The organism is Kutzneria sp. 744 (assembly GCF_000568255.1).
In the GTDB taxonomy this organism is placed as follows: Bacteria; Actinomycetota; Actinomycetes; order Mycobacteriales; family Pseudonocardiaceae; genus Kutzneria.
In genome coordinates this window covers 10,604,058-10,623,375 of the sequence record NZ_KK037166.1, presented here as the reverse complement: position 1 = coordinate 10,623,375, position 19,318 = coordinate 10,604,058, and the positions used below count along the sequence as shown (strand labels likewise).

The following is a 19,318-nucleotide window of genomic DNA, read 5'->3' as shown; positions in this document are numbered from 1 at the left end:
CGACGTACGCGATCGTGAAGATGACGACCAGCAGGACCGCGAAGGCCCCCAGCCGCAGTCCGGCCGTCACGCCACCGCTCCGGCGAACTCATAACCGGTCTTCTCCACGGCCGCCTTGAGGGCGTCCTCGGAAACCGGGGCATCCGCGGTGATCCGGACCTCGTTGGCCTTCGGGTCGACGAGGATCTCGGACAGGCCCGGCAGGTCCGTCTCGATCGCCGTGCGCACGCGCTTGGCGCAGCCGCCGCAGGTCATGCCCAGGACGGAGTAGGTCGTCGTGCTCATCGGGTCCTCTTTCAGCTACGTGGTCAGGAAGGCTCGGATCCTGCGGAATGCCTCGGTGATCTCCGCCGCGCCGACCGCGTAGGAGATCCGGATGTGGTCGGGAACGCCGAAGTCGGCGCCGGGCATGACGGCGACCTGGACCTCGTGCAGCAGGCGTTCGGCGAACGTCGCCGCGTCCTTGATCTCCACGCCGTCGTGTTGGCGGCCATAGGTTCCGCTGACGTCGACCAAGGCGAAGAACGCGCCCTCCGGCTCGACCGCCAGCCGGAGTCCTGGGAGATCGGCCAGTCCGTCACAGGTGAGCCGCCGGCGCCGCTCCAGCTCGGCTTTGCGGTCCGCCAACTCCTGGATCGGCTCGTCCACCAGCGCGGCGAGCGCGGCGCGCTGGGAGATCGACGACGGGGCCGAGGTCGTGTGCCCCTGCAACGCCGACATCGCGGCGATGACAGGGCGCGGTCCGGCGGCGAAGCCGACCCGCCAGCCGGTCATGGCGAAGGTCTTGGAGAAGCCGCCGACCGTGATGGTCCGGGATCGCGTGTCCGCGCCGAGCGAGGCCACGCTGGTGAACTCCACCCCGCCGTACACGAGGTCGCTGTAGATCTCGTCGCTGACGATGGCCAGGTTGTACTCGGCGGCCAACTCGGCCAGCGCCGTCAGCTCGGCCCGGCTATAGACGACACCGGTCGGATTGGACGGACTGTTGATCAGCAATGCCTTGGTGCGCACCGTGATCCGGTCCACTATCGCGTCACGGTCGAACTTGAACCCCGTCCCGGCGTCGGTCTCCACGACGATCGGAACACCGCCGGCGAGGGAGATCATGTGCGGGAAGCTGACCCAGTGCGGCGCCTGCAGGATCACCTCGTCACCGGGATCGAGCAGCACGGCGAAGGCATTGGCCAGGGCCTGTTTCGCCCCGTTGGTCACGACCACGTCGTCGCCCTCGTAAGGACACCGCCATTTCTCGGTCAGGCGCTCGGCGATGGCCTGTCGCAGCGGAGCGATCCCGGACACCGCCGTGTAGCGGGTGAATCCGCTCGTGATGGCGTCAATGCCGCCCCGGCAGGCGACATCGGGCGTCGGGAAGTCCAGCTCACCGCCGGTGAGGTTGATGACGTCGACGCCCTCCGCGGCCAGCTTCTTGACGTGCGCGTCCAGAGTCGCGGTGCTCGACAGCGGAAGGCCCGCCGCCCGCCGGCTGATCATGACACCCCCTCACTTCGCCGAGAGCGTGAACTGCGCGCTGGCCGACGAGGTCGATCCACCGCTGACCTGGACCGTGACGTTCCAGTCGCCGCCCATGCCCAGCACGATCTTCGAGTCGTAACCGTCGCCGCTGGCCGTGGCGGTCTGGTCGCCACCGTGCATGTTCATCGCCGGCATGTCGGTGGTCAGCTTGACCGTCGCGTTCTTGACCGCGGTGCCGCTGGAGTCCTTGACCGTGATGTGCGCGGTCGCGGACTCACCACCTCTGATCGGGCAGGGCGCCGCCAACGTGATCGTCAACCCACTGCTGGCCTTGCTGTCCGTGCACGTCTTCGTGGGCTCCTGGCTGGCCGCACCCTGCCCGCAGCCGGCCAGGACGGCGACGAGGAGCGCGGCCGCCGGTACGAGTGCGGCCGTTCGCGCCCTGGTCATCGGTTCACCTTCGTTCGTGGTCGGCGGTGTCGGGTCAGCCGCAGCAGGAGCTCTTCTTGGCCGTCGCCTCGACGGGCTCCTCGGTGGTCGCCGCGGGCTTCGGCCCGCAGCAGGACGACGCGGCCGGGGCGGCCGCCTTCTCCGTGCTGGCGGCCGGCTTGGGGCCGCAGCAGGAGCTCTTGGCCTCCTGCTGGACGACGGGCAGCTGCTGGGCGTTGGACGCGGCCCAGAACAGGTCGCCCACCTGCGTCTCGCTAGACATTGATGTTGTCCCTTCCGGTGTTGTCGCCAGTCGCCTGGCCTTCCTGCACCTGGCACAGCTCGGCGAGCCTGCCGCCGGCCGTGAGCAGCTCCACGGGAGCGCCGGACTCCACGATCCGGCCGTCCTCGATGACGAAGACCTGGTCCAGGTCCTCCACCAGCGCCAGCCAGTGCGCCACCACGACGGCGGTGCGGCCGGCCAGCAGGCGGCGGATCGCGGCCAGCACGATGCGTTGGCGCGCCGGGTCGACGCTGGAGACCGCTTCGTCGAGGATGATCACGCGGGGGTCCGCGAGCATGCCGCGGGCGAGTGCGATGAGTTGGCGCTCCCCCACCGACAGCCGGGCACCGCGTTCGCCGACGCGGGTCTGGTATCCGTCACGCAGTCCGGCGATGACCTCGTCGGCGCCGATGGCCTTGGTCGCTTCGACGACTTCCTCGTCGGTGGCGTCGGGCCGGCCGAAGCGGATGTTCTCCGCGACCGTGCCGTCGAACAGCTGCGCCTCCTGCGTCACGAGCAGGACCTGGGTACGCACCGATGAGCGGCTCAGCCCTGCGAGGTCATGGCCGTCGATGCTGATCGTGCCCGAGGAGGGTGTGTAGAGCCGGACCAGCAGCTGCATCAACGTGCTCTTGCCGGCGCCGCTCGTGCCGACGATGCCGATGTGGGCTCCGGGGCTGGCGTGCAGGGACACGTCGTGCAGCACTTCCTCGCCGCCGGGGTAGGCGAAGCTGACGTGCTCCACGGCGAGATCGCCCTGAACCTCGGGCAGCGTCTCACCGCCGTCGGCTTCCTCGGGCAGGTCGAGCACCTCAAGGATCCGCTTCGCCGACACCGCCACGTCGGAGGTCTCACCCAGCTGGTGCGCGAGGTCCCGGACCGGGTTCAGCATGCGCTTGACGAACAGCGCGAACGCGGCGAGCGTGCCGGCGGCCAGCGCGGCGCCCTGAGCCATGCCCATCGACGCCATCATCGTGTTGGTGCCCAACAACATCCAGGTCATCGGCATCATGCCGGAGGCCAGCTGGAAGAAGAACCCGGACCCGAGCTGGTTGCCGGCGATGATCTGCAGGCCGCCGAAGAAGATCAGCAGGGCCAGTGCGATGTGGACGCTGACGCCCAGGTGCGAGGACAACCACAACCTCTTGCGGGACAACCGGTTGTGCACGACGCTGTACTGCTCGGACTTCTCGTCCAGGTCGGCCAGGACCGCCTTCTCCTGGCCGAAGGCCCTGATGTCGGCCAGGCCGTCGATGCGCTGGTTGAGGTAGCCGACCATCTGGTCCCACTCGGCGCGCTGCTGGCGGGTGTCGGGCCGCAGCCGGCGCGTCCACCAGATGGCCACGTACACCATGAGCGGGATCGCGATCAGCGTCGGCAGGGCGACCGCCGGGCTCAGCGCCAGCAGGAAGACGGCGAAGGCGATGAACCAGGCGACGCTGTTGACGATCTCCATGACGGACTTGCTCAGGAACCGTCGGAACCGGTCGGCCTCGAACAGGACCTTGGTGACCCACTCGCCGCTGGCCTGTGCCACATGGCCGGACAGCTGCACGTTGTGCAGGCGCACCACCAGGGCGTTGCGGATCGTGACGGTGAGGCGCTCGTTGACCTTGATGATCGCGGAGTTGTAGATGATCCGGATGACGTTCTCCAGAACGACCAGCGCGACCAGATTGACGGCGGTGCCGCTGATCGCGTCGAGGTCGCCGATGACGATGTGCCCGATGCCCGCCATGACGGTGTACATCACGGCGATGGTGGTGATGGAGTTGAGGATGGCCATCGTGGTGGCCAGCGTCATCAGGCCCGCGTGTGGCTTGAGGAAGGGCAGGCTGCGACGGACCGCGCGCCACAACGTCTTTCGCGCCGTCCGGTCGTCGAAGTCCTCGACGGCCTCGGTCGATTCACTCACCGGCCTGGCCTTTCTCGGTCGTGCCGGCGTGGGCCAGCGAGCGGTCGTCGGCGTCCGGGACGGCCCCGAGCGTGATCACGCGGTCGACGTGTCGGCCCACGGCCAACTGCTGGGTGGCGATCACCAGAGTCCGGCCGCGGCGCACGCGGACGATCGTGTCGAGCAGCGCCGCTTCGGTCTCCGCATCGAGGTTGGCCGTCGGATTGTCGAGCAGCAGGATGTCCGGATCGACGAGCAGGACTCGGGCCAGCCCGATGCGCTGGCGTTCGCCGGCGGACAGGTCCATCGTGCTCGCGCCGAACCGCCGCGTGAGCGGAATGTGGCTCAGGCCGGCGGCCTCGGCCGCGCGGGCGATGTCCGCGTCGGTGGCGGACGGCCGGGCGAACGCGATGTTCTCCGCCAGCGTCCCCTCGAAGATCCACTGCCGCTGGGGCAGGCACACCACGTGCTGGCGGATCTCCGCCGGGGCGAACTCGCGGACGTCGATCCCGTCGTAGGTGACAACGCCGCCGTCCGGGTCGCGAAGCCGCGCCAGCGCGTGCAGCAGTGTGGACTTCCCGCTTCCGGTAGGTCCGAAGACGGCGACGCTCTCGCCGGCCGCGACCTCGATGCCGACGCCGTCGAGCACCCGCTTGCTCCCGATGTCGACGATCAGGCCTTCGGCGCGGAGGGCGCCGGTGAGGGCCGGCATCGATCGGGTGTGTGCGGCCTCGGTCACGACGTCGGCGGTGTCGATGACGTTGAGCAGCCGCTGGGCGGTGACCTTGGAACGGAACGCGCCGTTGATGTGCATGGCCAGCATGTGCATGCTCATCTGGAACATCATGATCAGCGCGACGACGGCGACGAGGTCGCCGACGGTCAGCCTGCCGTTGACGACGGCGGTGCCGCCGATCCAGAGCGCGATGGGTGTCGGCAGGCCGCCGACGACGTTGAGGATCGCCTCCCAGCGGCTGTAGGTCCGCTTCATCTGGCCGTCGCGCGCCGAGTGCTCCTCATTGATCTTGTGCAGACGTCCGGAGGCGGCGTTCTCCCGGCCGAAGGACTTGACCACGTTGATGTTGGCCAGCGACTCGCCGACGCCGGCGAGCATCTTGGTGAACTGCCCCTTGAGTTCCACGAAGGACTTCTGCAGCTGCAGCTGGACCGTGAGGTTGACCGCGAGCACGGGAACCATCGGGATCACCGCGAACAGCGTGGTGCGCCAGTCGATGACGAGCGCGGCGACCAGCATCGTCAAGGTGACCAGGATCTGGATGAGCAGTTCCAGCAGACCGCCGTTGGTGAGGCCACGGACCGCGACGGCGTCGGAGACCAGGCGCGTCAGCGCACGACCGCCGGACGCCTCGGCCGTCTCGCCGGGGCCCAGGTGCGTGAGCTTGCCGAACAGGTCGTGCCGCAGGTCGTTGACCGCCTTGCTGGCGACCGTGAACCGGATGCGCTTTCCCAGGTGCAGCAAGGCGGTCGTGACCACGCCCGCGGCGAGCACGAGCACCGCGATGACGAGCAGGAGTTGGGGGTCCCCGCCGAGCACACCGACGTTGATCGCGACGCGCATCAGCAGCGGGATCGCGATGTTGCCGAGCAGGCCGAGGAACATGATGGTGGTGGCGATCGTCATGGCGCTGCGGTAGCGCAGCGGATAGCTGTAGATGAAACGCAGCGCGCGCAGCGACTCTTTCACGTCGAGCCCCCTTCTTCGTGTGCCGTGGTCCGCCGGACAAGTCACGGCCGCGCTCACCGCGAGCGCGGACCGCTTTGTGACTGGGTGCTAGTCGCAGCAGGCGCACGCGCACCCGCACTCGGTGCCGTCCTCCGCGACGTCCTCCTTGCCGCTGGTCTCGCAGCAACCGGAGCCGATCATGTCGTCAGCCATGTTCACCTCCTCCTTGATTCGATAACTTCAAAAGTATCGAAGCAGTTGTCGCGGTTGGTCGTCAACCCGAAGTCCCGAAAATCCTTGCCGGACAGGGAATACGCAGCTCAGCGCGACGATCCGCCGGTCGGCCCCTCGCCCGGACGGACTAGCAGCACGAGGTGTGCTTGCGCTCGACCGTCGCTTCGGGCTCGGCTTCCGACCGGACGGTCATGCCCAGCGCGGCGAGGATCCGCTCGTAGTCCCGTTCCAGCTGTTCGAGGTCGTCGCCGGCCAGCACGATCCGGCCGAACGCACCGCCGCGCGCATGGTTGATCGGCAGCACCGCTTCACCCGGCCGGACATCCAGCTCCACGAGGGGCGGATAGTGCGCTTCAAGACCATGGATCCCTTGCAGCGCCTCGGTTCGGTAGTCGAGCGATCCGCCCTCGTCGAAGACGATGCTCCGGTAGAGCCCCGTCGCCGCCTTGGGCGTGCTGCGTTCGGGTTGTCGGCCAAGGGCAGCGTCGACTGCGACGATGCTCGGCTCGTAGCCGGACACCGCGGCGATGAGCTCCACGCCCTGGCCGCCGGAGACGCGGGGGTTGATCTCACCCGCCCGGAAACCGTCCGCGGTGAGCATGAACTGTAACGAGGCGACCCAATTGTCCAGCCCCACCGCGGTCAAGGCCTTGTCGGACAACAGCTCGATCTCAGCGAGGCGGTCCGCCGGCAGCCGGGACGGGAAGACACCGCCGAGCTTGACGAACTTCGGCGGCGGCCCGACCTCGCCGTCGACGATGAACAGGACCGTCGTCCGGCCGTTCACCCGGCTGGCGAAGACGCCGAACTCCGGTCCGGTGAGGAATTCCTCGATCAGCGCGGAGTCCCAGCCGTCGGTCAGGATGTCGGTCACCGCGTCGGCCACCTCGGCGCCGGTCTCGCAGTACATCAGGCCGGCGGCGCTCGACGCGCTCCTCGGCTTGACCACGACCGGCAGCCCGATGTCCTCGGCAGCCGCGACGCCCAACGCTGGCGTGTCGACCACCCGATTGACGGCTACAGGCACTCCGGCCGCGGCCAGTAGCCGGTGCGTGGCGGCCTTGTCGTTGCAGTTGAGAGCCGCCTCCTCGGTGATACCCGTTGCCAGGCCCAACTTCGCCCGCAGCCGCCCGGCCAGCGGCACCAGCCGTTCGACGCCGGTCACCACCGCGTCGAAGGGCTGTGTCGCGTGCAGCTGCTCGACGTGGGCGACGACCGAGTCCCAGTCGTCCAGGTCCACATCGAGCGGGATGTCGGCCAGCATCAGCTGCTCGATGCTCATCCCCTCGTCGACGAAGCCTACCTCGTAATCGGTCTGTTCCTTGAGGATCCGCAGTGTTCGTTGCCCGCTCAGCACGAGCACCCTGGTTGGCACCAATGTCACCCACCATCTGGAAGTTGTCCGGGTCAGGAGTTGTCCGGGTGAACCCGGGGTCGGAGCGAGTCGAGGATGTCGAGGTAGTCCGCGCGCAGTCGGTCCGCGTCGTCGCCGTAGACGACGATGCGGCCGTAGCTGCCGCCCTGGGGGTCCGTCGCCGGCCGGACCCGGTCCCCCGGGTCGATGTCGAGCCAGACTCCGGGGGTTTCCAGGGCCGTACGGTCGTAGTCCACGATGCCGCCGTGGTCGAACGCGACGCACCGATAGAGCGCGCGTGACGCAGCGCCGGGTTTCCGCGTGACCACGCGCCCGAGGGCAACCTCTGCGGCCGCGCGAGTCATGTCGATGCCCGAAACCTGCTCGGTGAGCGCGCACAGCTGCCCACCGGGCGGCCGGGCCGCGACGTTGATCAGGACCGGGCCGAGCGGCCCGAGCCGCACCTGCAGGTGGGCGATGCCGTCGTCGAATCCCAGCGCCCGCAGGGCATCGGCGGCGAACGTCCCGAGCCGGCCGTCGCCGTCATCGCCGAGGCCGCTCGGGAAGTCGTAGCCGACCTCGGCCATTCTCGGTCCAGGCCCGACCTGTTGGGCGAGGACGTTGACGATCTCGGTGGCGCCGTCCGCCGTGATGGTCTGCACCGCGAACTCCGGTCCGTCGACGAACCGCTCCACCAACAACGGTCCCGGCCCGAGAACATGGGCCGCTTCCTCGGCTTCGCCCAGGCTCCGGCACAGCAGCGTGCCGCGTCCGCGCGCGTCGGTCGTCTTCTTCACCACTACCGGCAGGCCGAGCCGCCGTGCCGCGTACTCCACGTCGGCGGGCTCTGCCGCGGTGACGAAGTCGGGCACGGCGACGCCGGCGCCGGCCAGCGCCAGTCGCATGCGGGCCTTGTCGCTGCAGTTGATGGCTGCGCCGAGCGCGAGCCCTCGCACGCCGAGACGGGCGGCGAGGTAGCTCGCGACGGGCAGATAGGCGTCGTAGACGCTGAAAACGGCGTCAAGCGGGTGCACGCCGTGCAAGAGGCCCAGCGCCGACTCCGTGGCGTTCCAGTCGCCTAGGTCGATGTCGAGGGGCACGTCCGCGACGCACGCCAGATCCAGCGGCGTCGGGTCGCCCAGCAGCACGGTGCGCACGCCCATGTCGGCAAGCACGTCGACGACGCGGCGGCCCGAGATGCACGCCACGCTCTGCCGGAAGTCCGGGCTCAGTATGGACATCAGCAGCACCGCCGAACCACACCGACGACATCGTCGGTGCCACGGACGGCGTCCTCGATCCGCAGGCACGCGGCATGGAGGGTCGCCGCCTGCCGCGGGTCGGACGCCTGAAGTGTGAGGTACAGCGGAACGCCTTCGGCTCCATAACGCCGTTTCTGCATGGCGTTCGCACGACCGAGGTTCACCACGGTGGTGCCCGAGTCGATGGCCGACTCGACGATGTGGGCCAGCATCGGGTGGTAGGGCTCGAAGGAGCTGAGCACACCCGTGTCGAGGCCGGCGATCCAGGCCGACCACTCGCCGCCGAACTCCCAGCCGGCGAACACCGCGACGGTGGCGCCGTCGTGGTCCGTCGCGATCACACCACGCTCGAACGGCGCGAGATGCCGTCGTACCGACTCCAGGAACGAGCTCGGCAGCACGTCCACCGGGGTGCTGCGATCCGTGAGCAGCGTATGCACCAAGTGCACCAAGGTGTCCGTGTCCGGCATGCCGTCCGTGACAGTGACGTGCTCCAGCCGGACACGACGCTCGCGCAGCAGCTTGCGCCGCCGCTTGGCCGGGAGCGTCGCCCAGTAGTCCTGTGCGGACCGATAGCGAGTCTCCAAGCGGTGCGCGCTGGTCACCTGGGCGACCGCATGTCCGGCGCCGAGCAGTCGCCCGACCAGCGGTCCGCGCGGGAGGTTGGCGAATCCCCACGCCCAGGCGCCGAGTTGGTCGGCGGACAACTGCATCCGGTCGACGAGAAGCTCGATCACGTCACCGTGCTCGGCGAGGGCGAGCGGTCCGCCCGAGAAGGCCGCCAGGCTGTGTCCGAGCAGCACCGGGCCGCCCGGCGAGATCCCGCTCAACGACCAGAGGTAGTCCAGCCGCGGACAGCTGTGCACCAGGTACGCGGGGCAGATCCCCACCAGCCGGCTGCCCGAGTACGCGACCAGGTGCGCCGGCTCGAAGTCGCCCGGCGGCGCCTCCTCGAACGCCGCGAGCCATTCCCACGAGTGGAAGACACTGCCGCCGCCGCCGAGCACAACCGCGTTCCACGCCTCCCGGTCGATCTCGCCGACTCCCCGCGCGAGATCGACGCGGTATCCGTCCGCCGTGTCGGCGACGACACTCGCCATGGTCATCTCAGCCACCTCAGCAGCACGACTTGAACTCGCGACTGTCCGCCGTGCTCGGCGCGACGTCGTCCGACGCAATCACCTGCAACGCCAGGGCATCCCGGATCTGCCGTTCCGTCCGCCCCAGTTCCTCCGGGGACTCGCCGAACACGACGATCCGGCCGTAGACGCCGCCTTCGGGATGGTCGACGGCCTCCACCGCCTCGCCGGACGGGACCTCAAGCTCCACGATCGCGTCGAGGTCCGCGGTCGGCGTGTTGTACAGCAGCGTGCCGGCCTCCTCGAACACGATGCTGGAGTACCGCGCGTGGCTGGCCCGCACCTCGCCGACGGTCGGCGGGAGGCCGAGCGCCAGGCGGGACACCGCCTCTACCATGTCCACTCCGGACACTGCCGTGGTCATGTCCACCAACCGACCGCCAGGGCGGCGCGCGTTGACCTCGACCACGCTGAATCCGTTGCTGCCCAAGCGAACCTGGGTATGGCTCACCCAGTCGCGCAGGCCGAGCACGTCCAGCACCGACGACATCAGGGCCTTGAGCTCCGCGAGCCGAGCTTCGTCCAGGCCACAAGGATGTTCGTAGCTCAGTTCGACGAACACGGGCGGCTCGGTCATGTGCTGGCTGAACACGCTGAGGATCTCGGTGTCGCCGTCACGAGTCAGCGTCTGCACCGCGAACTCGGGCCCGTCGATGTACTCCTCCACCAGCACACCGGCGAGCGATCCCGGTCCGGGATCATCGAGCAGGCTCTGGACCGCGACGCGGACCTCGTCCCCGGAGGCACATCGCCTGACGCCGAATGCGCCGGCGCCGTCTCGCGGCTTGACCACGACCGGGAAACCGATCACCTCGGCTGCCCGCACCGCGCTGGCCACGTCCTCGACGAGTTCGAACCCGGGCACCGGCAATCCCGCTTCGGCGAGGCCGCTGCGGGTCCGCCACTTGTCGCGGCAGTTGAGCGCCGTGGCCACCGTCAGCCCGCGGTGCTCGGACAGCAACTGCTCGGACAGGTAGGCCATGAGCGGGATGCGCGGCTCGACGTGCGTCAGCACCGCAGCCGGCGGCTGGTCGTCGAGCTGCTCCCGGACGGCCTTGGCCACCTGCTCCCAGTCGTCCACGTCGGCGTCGAGCGGGACGTCGGACCACATCATGCAGTGCAGCGGGATCCGGCTGTCGACGTTGAGGATCTGATAACCGAGTTCGCGCAGCACATCGAATTCGCGTTGCGCCCGTCCACCGATGAGGACGACCGTCCTCGCCGGGGTGAGGCCGTTGTCAGCCACCGGCGTCCCTTTCTCGAAGGCGCGTTGGTCAGCAGCAGGCGTTGGCCTTCTTGGCCGCCGGGGCGGCGGCCGCGGTCGTGGCGGGGCGCTGCACGGCCTCCACCTTCAGGGCCTCGACGATGCCGGCGACCTGGGCGATCTCCTCGTTCTTCAGCCCGAGCTGCTTGGCCGCGGCCAGGAACGAGCGCACCGTCTCCTCACGCCCCTGCACCAGGGCGGCTCCGAGCGCGACCGCCGCGCGGGTCTTCGGGTCCAGGGCCGAGGCGTTGAAGACCGCGTTGAAGAAGTCCTGGTAGCCGGCGGTGAACGTGCTGTGGCTGTCACGGATGTCCGGGGACAGCTGGATGAGCTGGGCGGACACGGACGGCGCTGCGGTGGCCATGCTTACTCCTTGCCGATGTTCTCGTTGTCATTCCCGGCTCTGCTCGTCCGCGCGGCCAGGTGGGCGATGGTGACCAGCAACAGCCGGCCGGCCTTGCGGACCGCCTCCGGGTCAATCCGGTCCAGCGAATCCAGGGGTGAGTGGTAGTGCGCGGCCCCGAGCCCGATGCCGGCGGCAGGCATGCCAACGCCGGCGTACTGCCGGTTGTCGGAGGCCACCTGACCGGCCGCGAGCGGGATCCGGAGCAGCCGGCCCGCGCGGTCGAGCGCGTCGATGATCGGTCGCGTGTCGGGGCCGAGTTCGACGGCGACGGTCCCGTTGAACTTTCCGGCCATGTCCACGTTGAGCACCTCGGGCCGCCAGCCTTCGCCGGCCAGTTGCCGGGCATGGTGCCGGGAGCCGAGCGCACCGTGCTCCTCCGCGTCCAGCACGGCGAACAACACCGGTCGAGCCAACGTCTTTCCCGTTTCGACCAGCACACGGGCGACCTCGCACAGCACGGCGACCCCGCTCGCGTTGTCGCCGGCGCAGTCGAAGTGAGGTCCTGTGTGCATCGACACTATCACTGAGGTACACCGCTCTAGGCAGTAAGCTTCATACCGACAAGCTTAATCGCGGACTAAATTCTGCATAAAACTCAGCACGTTCCTGATGAGGGCATGATGATTTATGGATATGCACCGGTCGCCGCAGCCCGGACGAGCGGCACGTATGCCGTGACGGTGGATCCGGCCAGCTGCTTGAGCAGGTCGCTGCGCACGGCGACGACCGGCAGCTGGACCACGCCCGCGCCGACGGTCCGCTTGGTCAGGAATCCGGAGCCGTCCGGATCCTGGGGCGTGAGCAGGCCGACGCCGCCGGCGGCACGGACCTGGTCGACGAGTTCGACGAACGCCGTGCCCTGCGGAACACGCTCCAGGACGGCCCACGCCCCCGCCACCGGAGTGCCGTCCCAGCGGACCGCGGTCCCGGCGGCCGGTGCGTCCATCCGGGCCGAGCGGGGGTGTTCCGCGTAGTCGCGGCGGTGTTCGAGCTCCCCGGCGAGCGGGCCGCCATCGACCGTCACCGACGGCGCCTCCGCCAGCCGGAACACCTCGGGAACCTCGAAGGTGTCCGATCGCGGATCGAGCCCGATCGAGGTCAGGTGAGCGACCAGCCAGCGGCTCGCCAGGTCGTGGCCTGGCGAGCCGAGTCCACGACCGGCCAGGTCCTCGGCGCACAGCGCCGTGAGGGTGGCCATGGCGCGGTCCTGGTCGAACCGGTCGGCCAGGTCGGCGAGGCCGCCGTCGGTGGCGGTCTCGGCTGTCTCCGTCATGTCACCCCCCTGTAATGGTGTCCGGCATCAGCTGGCGGACGGCTCGCCGCAGCAACCGCCGCCCTGTCCGCCGGGAACCGATCCGGTGGCGTCTGCCGGCTCGCCGCAGCAACCGCCGGTCGTGCTGGCGCTCGCCTCGGTCGGGTCCGTGACGAAACCGCCGGTCGGCTGCTCGGTGTTCTCCTGAGTGTTCATGGTGGTCAGCGCTCCCTGCTTGATTCGAAAAATCCTTGTTTAAAGGACTATCGAATCAAGCAGGGACTGTCAACAGCTCAGCGCACCAGCAGGTACGCCCCCGCGGCCACCACTGCGGCAAAAGGCGGAGTCACCAGCCAGGCGATCACGAAGTCCCGGATCGTCTTGCGCTGGATGAGGTGCAGGTCCCGGCCGACGGTGCCGGCGATGGCGCCGACCGACACGTGGGTGGTCGACATCGGCAGCCCCTGGAACGCGCCGAGCCCGACCAGCGCCGCGGTGGTGAGGTTCGCGGCGAACCCGTTCACGTGCGACATCTTCGTGACGCAGCAGCACATGCAGCTGGCGACACGGGCGCCGCCAAGCAGGCCGCCGATCGCCATGACCGCGGTCACCGCGAACAGCAGGGTCGTCGGCGTCATGCCGCCGACCAGGGCGAACGACCCGACGGCCACGATCTTCGGCGCGTCGTTCATGCCCCGCGCGAAACTGGTGAATCCGCTGGTCATCCAGTGCACGCCGGTGATCGCCGTCAGGCTTCGCGGCCTGCGCGCCACGACACCGCTCGGCGCGGACACCTTGGTGTCGCTGCCGCTCATCTGCTCGGTGGTCGACTCGCCGTGCAGTGCCACCTGGGCGACTTCCTTGGCCAGGGTCCGCCCCGCGAGGACCCGGCTGCCGTAGGACACGATCGCCGAGATGACATAGGCGGCCAGCACGCTCAGCAGCAGCGGGCCGACGACCTTGTTCAGCAGCACGTCCCAGTGCAGCGAGCTGCTCGCGAACACCAGCCCCGCGCCGAGCAGCGAGCCGACCAGCGCGTGCGTGGTCGACACGGGCAGCTTGCGCCACGTCGCCAACGCCACCCACGCCGCCGTTCCGATCAGCACCGCCACCGCGAAGCCGGCGGTCGGCTTCGCGGAGACGATGCCGTTCGAGAACAGTGCGGTGAGCTTCGCAGCGAACGTCAGCGAGACCAGGCACCCGAGCGCCGTGGTGACCGTGCCCCAGATGATCGCGGTGCGCAGCTTCGTCACACCGGCCGCAGCCAGCGTGGCCACGCCCTTCGGAACGTCGTTCGCACCGTTGGCCGCAGCCAGTGCCAGCACGAGCACCAACACCAGTACTTCCATGTGGTTCTCCCAACGGATTCGCCTGATTAGCTGGTCTGTTCTGCTCTCTGGATCACGGCGCCGACGAACGCGTCGATCAGCGGGTGCACCGCCGACGGCGTGGACGACAACTCCGGCTGGAACAAGGTGCCGATGAAGAAGGGGTGGTCGGGCAGCTCGACTGCGCGCGGCGCCTTCTCCACGTCCCAGCCGGTGATCTGCATCGGGCTGTGCACGATGGCGTCGATGTACTCGGGGTTGAGCCCGTACTTGCAGTGATAGGTCTCGACCGTGCTCTCGCAGTCGCCGTACACCGACGCGAGGCGGCTGCCCGTGGTCAGGTGCAGCGGCGCGGTCTCGCCGACGAGCGAGCACGCCAGCGGGGTGATGAACGCCGTCGGCGCGTCGGCGTCGTACTGCACGTCGTCGGCGTCGGTGAAGCCGAGCTCGTGGCGGCCGTACTCGATCAGCGCGTGCTGGAAACCGCCGCAGGTGCCGAGGTAAGGGATTCCGCGCAGCCGCGCCGTCTGGATGGCGAACAGCACCGCTTCCTTGTCCGCGTACGGCGATCCCGGCACGACCCAAATTCCGTCGTAGTCGGCGATCGACTCGCAGACGGCGTCGCTCGCCACCCAGTCGACGTGCACACCCAGATGTGGAGCCAGGGCGTCGAGCCGTGCGTGCGCATGCACTGTGGAGCTGTGGTCACCCACGAGCGCCAGGCGGGGGCGCGTGGTCATGGCCTGTCCTCTCTCATTGTTTGCCGGCTCGGCCGAGCCACACGTGGCGGCCGGGTTCGAGCACGCACTCGATGTCTTCGCCGCGGGCTCGGGTGACGGTCTCGCCGTGTACGAATACGAGCTGGTCATTGGTGTCACCGGGCAGATGCTCACCGGGCACGAACACGGCCGGTTCCTGTTTGCCGTTGTGCACACACAGCACGTGACTGGCACCGTCTTCGCTGGTCCGCAGCACCGCGTGCAGACCGGCACCGACGTCCACCGGCCTGATGGTGGAACCTTCACCGAAAGCCGCGGTCAGGAGCACAGTGCCGGACGATCCACAGTGGACATGGGCGGCCGAGTCCCACAGGGGCCGGCCGGTCATCTCCTCCCCCACCGCCAAGCCGAGCAGGTTCAGCAGCGTGGGAGCGATGTCGGCGAGCGTGCCGGCCGTCTCCGCGGCCGTGACCTCCTGGCCGGACGCCGGCACGAGCACCGCCGGCACGGGGTTGGTGGTGTGGCCGCCATATGGCCGTTTGGCGACGTCCTTGGTGATCATCTGCTCGGCGTTGCCGTGGTCGCCGACGAGCACCACCCACCGCCCGGCTTCGGCGGCCGCCGTGCAGATCTGCTCGACCGCCCGGTCGGTGTGCTCGGTGGCCAGCACGGTCGCGTCGTAGTCGCCGGTGTGGCCGACCACGTCGATGTTGGCCAGGTTGGCCACTACCAGATCGACTTCGTCCCGGCGCGCGTGTTCGACGACCGCGGCGACCACAAGGTCCAGGTTCATCTCCGGCCGCTTGCGGTAGTCCGCAGGGCTTTCGGCGGTGATCCGGACGTGCTGCTCGACCGGCCTGGACGCCGAGTCCCGGCCGTTGACGTAGTAGGTGACGTGCTCGAACTTCTCGGTCTCCGCGATGCGGACCGAGCGCAGTCCGTGCCGTTCCAGCTCCTCGGCCAGGCCACCGCCGGTGCGGGCCCGTCCCACCAGTGGTGGAATCTCCGCCCTGGTGTCGTACTGGGCCAGGCTGCGCACCGTGACCTCGCGGTCGGCGAGATGCTCGACAAGGAAGTCGGCCAGCTGCTGGATCCGGTCGCTGCGGAAATTCGTGAACAGGATGCCGTCGCCTACGCCGATGGCCTGCTGGGCCTCGGCCACGACGCACGGCTCGACCCACTCGTCGCTCTTGCCCTGTCCCAGGGCGTCCTGGGCTCGCGGCACCGGCCGGCCGACGCCGTCGGCGATCACCAGTCCCGCTTCCTTCGTCAGGGCCAGATTGCCGGCCTTGTCGAGTGCGTAGCCACGGCCGACCACGCTGGCCAGCCGGCCGACACCGGCCTCGGCGGTGTACTTCTCGACCTGGTCGAGGTAGCCCGCGGCGCTGCCGTCGGCCACATCGCGGCCGTCGGTGATCGCGTGCAGCCACACCTTGGAGACGCCGTGCGCTGCCACCGCCAGCAGGATCTCCCGCAGGTGCTCGACATTGGCGTGGATCATCCCGTCCGAACACAGCCCGATCAGGTGCAGCGCCTTGTCCTGCTCGGCCAGCCGGGCGCACATGTCGGCGAGCAGACCGTTCGTGCGCAGGCCGCCGTTGTCGATCTGCTCCTGCACCAGCACGCTGTCGTACGGCACCGGCTTGCCGGCGCCGATGACCATGTGCCCGATCTCCGAGTTGCCGACGACTCCGGCCAACAGGCCCACCGCAGTGCCGGACGCCTCGACCAAGCGGGCCGGACACGTCTCGCGCAGTCGGTCCAGATACGGCGTCTTCGCCGCGGCGATCGCGTTGCCCTCGCCGGCCGGAGCCTCGCCCCAGCCGTCGAGGACCAGCAGGATTCCTCGTGCGGAGGCGCTCATCGGGTGCTCTTGCCGTCCGAGAAGAGAGTGTCCAGCGTCTGCCAGAACGTCGGGAAGGACTTGGCGACGCAGCCCGGGTCCTTGATCACGACGCCGTCGGTGCGCAGTCCGGCGATTGCGAAGCACATGGCGATCCGGTGGTCGTCGTAGGTGTCGATGACCGCGCCGTGCGGTGTGCCGCCGGTGATGGTCAGGGCGTCCGGGTGCTCCTCGACGGTGATGCCCATCTTCCGCAGCTCGGCCGTGACGGCCGCGATGCGGTCGCACTCCTTGATCCGCAGGCTGGCGATGTTGCTGATGTGGGTGGTGCCCTTGGCGAAGGCCGCGACCACGGCGAGCGTCGGCACGACGTCCGGCATGCTCTCCATGTCGATGTCGATGCCGTGCAGCTCGCCGCCGGTGATCGTGATCGAGTTCTCGGTGACGTCGGCGGTGCAGCCCATCTTGACCAGCGCGTCGACCAGTCCGACGTCGCCCTGGTGCGACCCGGAGCCGATGCCCGGAATGGTGACCTGCCCGCCGAGAACCGCCGCCACGGCGAGGAAGTAGGACATGCCGGAGGCGTCGGGCTCGACGGTGACCTGGCCGCCGCGGACCTTCTGACCGGCCGGGACGACGAAGCGGGTGAAGCCGTCGCGCTCGACACGCACACCCATCTCGGCGAGCGCCGCGATCGTCATGTTCACGTAGGGCTTGGAGATCAGGTCGTCGATGATGGTCACCTCGACGTCCTGCTGCGCGCGGATCGCGTTGATCAGCAGGCTGGAGGTGAACTGGCTGCTGACCGCGCCGCTGATACGCGTGGCCCCGCCCCGGAAGTCACCGCCCTTCACCTGAATCGGCGGGCAGCCATTGCCCCGAACGCTGACCGCGTCTACACCCAGCGCCGGAAGGGCGTCCAAAAGGGACCCCATCGGACGCTCCTGCATCCGCTTGGTTCCGGTTATCGTGCTGATCCCCTTGGCGTGGCCGGCCATCGAGATCAGGAACCGGATCGGAGTTCCCGCCGCGCCAACGTAGATCTCGTCCTCCGGGGCCCGCATCGGTTGCCCCGTCGGGATCACCTCGAAGCGCGCGTTCGGCGCATCGATCGTGACCCTTGCGTGGCCGAACTGCTCGATGGCCCGCGCCAGGTACACGGTGTCGTCGGAGACCAGGGCTCCGTCGATCGTCGTGGGCTCGCCGGACAGAGACGCGATTGCCAGGTAGCGGTTCGAGTAGCTCTTCGAGCCGAGCACCCGGACCACGCCCGAGAAGTCGGCGAGTGTGCGGATCGTGAGCTCGTCGGCTTCGAGACGCGCGTCCAGCAAAGCTGCGCTCATGGCAGTCCCTTCGAGGTTGTCGTGATCTCCGCCGGCGGCCTCCACAGCAGGAGTCACGGTCCGATGGACGGTTCAGCGGCCCACAGCGTGCTGCCGAGATGCATTGCGTGCCAAGGGATATGCGAGGCAGGAAGCTGCCGGGCAGCATGCTGCCCGGCAGAGTGCACGAACGGAACCTGTACGCCGGCGGCAACCGCGGCTATATTGACGACTCTCAATGTAGTGATGGGGACCTGTGGGGACGGGTAGCGGGGCAGGGTGGGGGACTGATGACTGAAGCCCTCGGGCTGGATGACGCCGCACACGCCGTCTACAAAACGGTGCTGGCCGGAGATGCCCACAACGCCACGGAAGTGGCCGAGCGGCTGGCGCTCCCGTGCGACGTCGTATGGGCGAGCGTCGAGCAACTGGTGAACTTGTGCTTGCTACGCTTGGAATCCGGCACGCTCGTGCCAGGGAGCTCGCCGACGGCGCTTCAGTCGCTGCTGCAACGACAGGGTGACGAACTCGCCCGAAAACAGCGGGAGTACGCCGAGACCCGGGCCGCCGTGAGCCGGCTGACGGCTGACTACGACCAACTCCGGGGCGCTCGACGGTGCAGTGAATGGGAGCGCCTGGACGGATTCGACTCGATACAGGGCCGCCAGGAGTTGCTTGCCCGTCAGTCCCGAATCGAGTGCCTGTCGCTGCTACCGACAGGTACTCCACAGCACCTCTCCGAGCGTGAGGTCCTGGACCAGGAGCTGCTGCACAACGGCGCGTCGGTCTGGACCGTCCTGCTCGACAGTGCCCGGAATGACCGGTGCGCCACGGGCTACGCCAAGCGCATCGGCGACCTGGGCGGGGAAGTCCGCACCGCGCCGACTCTTCCGACCTGGCTGGTCGTGTTCGACCGTCGAACGGCCTTGCTGCCGGCCGACTCCGATCCGGAACACGCCAGCGCCTTCGAGGTCACCGGCCCCGGCGTGGTCACCGCATTGGTGGCCTTGTTCGAGAAGATCTGGTCCTCGGCGGCGCCGCTCGGCGATGCCCGCGACGTGCACGACGACGGTCCGACCAACATGGAACGGGAGCTGCTGCGCCTATTGGGCCAAGGGTTGACGGACGAGGCCGTGTCCAAGAAGCTCGGCATCGGCCTGCGCACGACCCGGCGCATGGTCGCGGATCTCATGTGCCGGCTCGACGCCCGCAGTCGCTTCGAGGCCGGCGCGAATGCGGTCGATCGGGGCTGGCTCGACCCGTGCCAGTGCACATCGGAACGGCCGCCTCGGGCGGTCCGACATGAGAAGTGTTGCGCCGACAGGGTTTCCGGATCAAGCCACGAACACCAGTCGCACATCGGCACCGCGGTTCGGTCGAACACGGGTCAACGTCCGATCCGAACTTCAGTACACAGTGGACAGATCTAGCC

The 19,318-nt window shown here is 68.8% G+C and carries 19 protein-coding genes; 1 reads left to right on the top strand and 18 read right to left on the bottom strand.

Annotated features, from left to right (window positions below):
• Nucleotides 1–66: 66 nt before the first annotated feature.
• The 18 genes from KUTG_RS48180 to aroA all read right to left on the bottom strand — a co-directional run bounded on the left by KUTG_RS48180 (nucleotide 67) and on the right by aroA (nucleotide 17,907).
• Nucleotides 67–285: a heavy-metal-associated domain-containing protein gene (locus KUTG_RS48180; RefSeq protein ID WP_043726666.1), complete on the bottom strand. Its 219-nt coding sequence runs from the start codon at nucleotides 283–285 to the stop codon at nucleotides 67–69.
• 15 nt (nucleotides 286–300) lie between these two features.
• Nucleotides 301–1,491, bottom strand: coding sequence for a pyridoxal phosphate-dependent aminotransferase (locus tag KUTG_RS48175; protein WP_043726664.1), 1,191 nt, complete (start codon nucleotides 1,489–1,491; stop codon nucleotides 301–303).
• A gap of 9 nt (nucleotides 1,492–1,500) precedes the next feature.
• Nucleotides 1,501–1,923, bottom strand: a complete 423-nt coding sequence (locus KUTG_RS48170; RefSeq protein ID WP_052396318.1) for a FixH family protein — start codon at nucleotides 1,921–1,923, stop codon at nucleotides 1,501–1,503.
• Between the two features lie 34 nt (nucleotides 1,924–1,957).
• Nucleotides 1,958–2,185 (bottom strand): hypothetical protein, encoded by a 228-nt coding sequence (locus KUTG_RS48165; protein WP_043726663.1) that lies wholly within the window; start codon nucleotides 2,183–2,185, stop codon nucleotides 1,958–1,960.
• Nucleotides 2,178–4,100 (bottom strand): ABC transporter ATP-binding protein, encoded by a 1,923-nt coding sequence (locus KUTG_RS48160; RefSeq protein ID WP_043726661.1) that lies wholly within the window; start codon nucleotides 4,098–4,100, stop codon nucleotides 2,178–2,180. Before KUTG_RS48160 ends, KUTG_RS48165 begins: the two co-directional genes overlap by 8 nt.
• A complete protein-coding gene (locus KUTG_RS48155) occupies nucleotides 4,093–5,784 on the bottom strand; it encodes an ABC transporter ATP-binding protein (RefSeq protein ID WP_043726659.1) in 1,692 nt (563 codons plus the stop codon). The genes KUTG_RS48160 and KUTG_RS48155 overlap by 8 nt, the downstream gene beginning before the upstream one ends.
• A 340-nt stretch (nucleotides 5,785–6,124) precedes the next feature.
• Entirely contained in the window at nucleotides 6,125–7,372 is a 1,248-nt protein-coding gene (locus KUTG_RS48150; protein ID WP_043726658.1) for an ATP-grasp domain-containing protein, read from the bottom strand.
• A gap of 32 nt (nucleotides 7,373–7,404) precedes the next feature.
• Nucleotides 7,405–8,592 (bottom strand): ATP-grasp domain-containing protein, encoded by a 1,188-nt coding sequence (locus KUTG_RS48145; protein ID WP_043733380.1) that lies wholly within the window; start codon nucleotides 8,590–8,592, stop codon nucleotides 7,405–7,407.
• Nucleotides 8,592–9,719 (bottom strand): GNAT family N-acetyltransferase, encoded by a 1,128-nt coding sequence (locus KUTG_RS48140; RefSeq protein ID WP_052396850.1) that lies wholly within the window; start codon nucleotides 9,717–9,719, stop codon nucleotides 8,592–8,594. The genes KUTG_RS48145 and KUTG_RS48140 overlap by 1 nt, the downstream gene beginning before the upstream one ends.
• Before the next feature lie 10 nt (nucleotides 9,720–9,729).
• Nucleotides 9,730–10,998 (bottom strand): ATP-grasp domain-containing protein, encoded by a 1,269-nt coding sequence (locus tag KUTG_RS48135; RefSeq protein WP_043726656.1) that lies wholly within the window; start codon nucleotides 10,996–10,998, stop codon nucleotides 9,730–9,732.
• A 28-nt stretch (nucleotides 10,999–11,026) separates the two neighbouring features.
• Nucleotides 11,027–11,380 (bottom strand): carboxymuconolactone decarboxylase family protein, encoded by a 354-nt coding sequence (locus tag KUTG_RS48130; protein WP_043726654.1) that lies wholly within the window; start codon nucleotides 11,378–11,380, stop codon nucleotides 11,027–11,029.
• 2 nt (nucleotides 11,381–11,382) lie between these two features.
• On the bottom strand, nucleotides 11,383–11,934 hold the full coding sequence (locus KUTG_RS48125; protein ID WP_084581667.1) for a M28 family metallopeptidase: 552 nt from the start codon (nucleotides 11,932–11,934) through the stop codon (nucleotides 11,383–11,385).
• A gap of 113 nt (nucleotides 11,935–12,047) precedes the next feature.
• Complete coding sequence (locus KUTG_RS48120) at nucleotides 12,048–12,695, bottom strand: zinc-binding metallopeptidase family protein (RefSeq protein ID WP_052396315.1); 648 nt, start codon at nucleotides 12,693–12,695, stop codon at nucleotides 12,048–12,050.
• Between the two features lie 27 nt (nucleotides 12,696–12,722).
• Entirely contained in the window at nucleotides 12,723–12,890 is a 168-nt protein-coding gene (locus tag KUTG_RS59995) for a hypothetical protein (RefSeq protein ID WP_157495326.1), read from the bottom strand.
• Nucleotides 12,891–12,967: 77 nt separating this feature from the next.
• Nucleotides 12,968–14,023, bottom strand: a complete 1,056-nt coding sequence (locus KUTG_RS48115; RefSeq protein WP_043726653.1) for an inorganic phosphate transporter — start codon at nucleotides 14,021–14,023, stop codon at nucleotides 12,968–12,970.
• Between the two features lie 26 nt (nucleotides 14,024–14,049).
• Nucleotides 14,050–14,742: a glutamine amidotransferase-related protein gene (locus tag KUTG_RS48110; protein ID WP_043726651.1), complete on the bottom strand. Its 693-nt coding sequence runs from the start codon at nucleotides 14,740–14,742 to the stop codon at nucleotides 14,050–14,052.
• Nucleotides 14,743–14,755: 13 nt separating this feature from the next.
• On the bottom strand, nucleotides 14,756–16,585 hold the full coding sequence (gpmI, locus tag KUTG_RS48105; protein ID WP_063753658.1) for a 2,3-bisphosphoglycerate-independent phosphoglycerate mutase: 1,830 nt from the start codon (nucleotides 16,583–16,585) through the stop codon (nucleotides 14,756–14,758).
• The gene (aroA, locus tag KUTG_RS48100) at nucleotides 16,582–17,907 is read right to left on the bottom strand and encodes a 3-phosphoshikimate 1-carboxyvinyltransferase (RefSeq protein ID WP_043726649.1); all 1,326 of its coding nucleotides are present in this window, start codon (nucleotides 17,905–17,907) and stop codon (nucleotides 16,582–16,584) included. Before aroA ends, gpmI begins: the two co-directional genes overlap by 4 nt.
• A 269-nt stretch (nucleotides 17,908–18,176) precedes the next feature.
• On the opposite strand from aroA, the gene KUTG_RS48095 reads away from it, so the two are divergent.
• Nucleotides 18,177–19,316 carry a helix-turn-helix transcriptional regulator gene (locus KUTG_RS48095; protein ID WP_052396314.1) on the top strand — a complete coding sequence of 380 codons (1,140 nt, stop codon included), beginning with the start codon at nucleotides 18,177–18,179 and terminating at the stop codon, nucleotides 19,314–19,316.
• The last annotated feature ends 2 nt before the right edge of the window (nucleotides 19,317–19,318 follow it).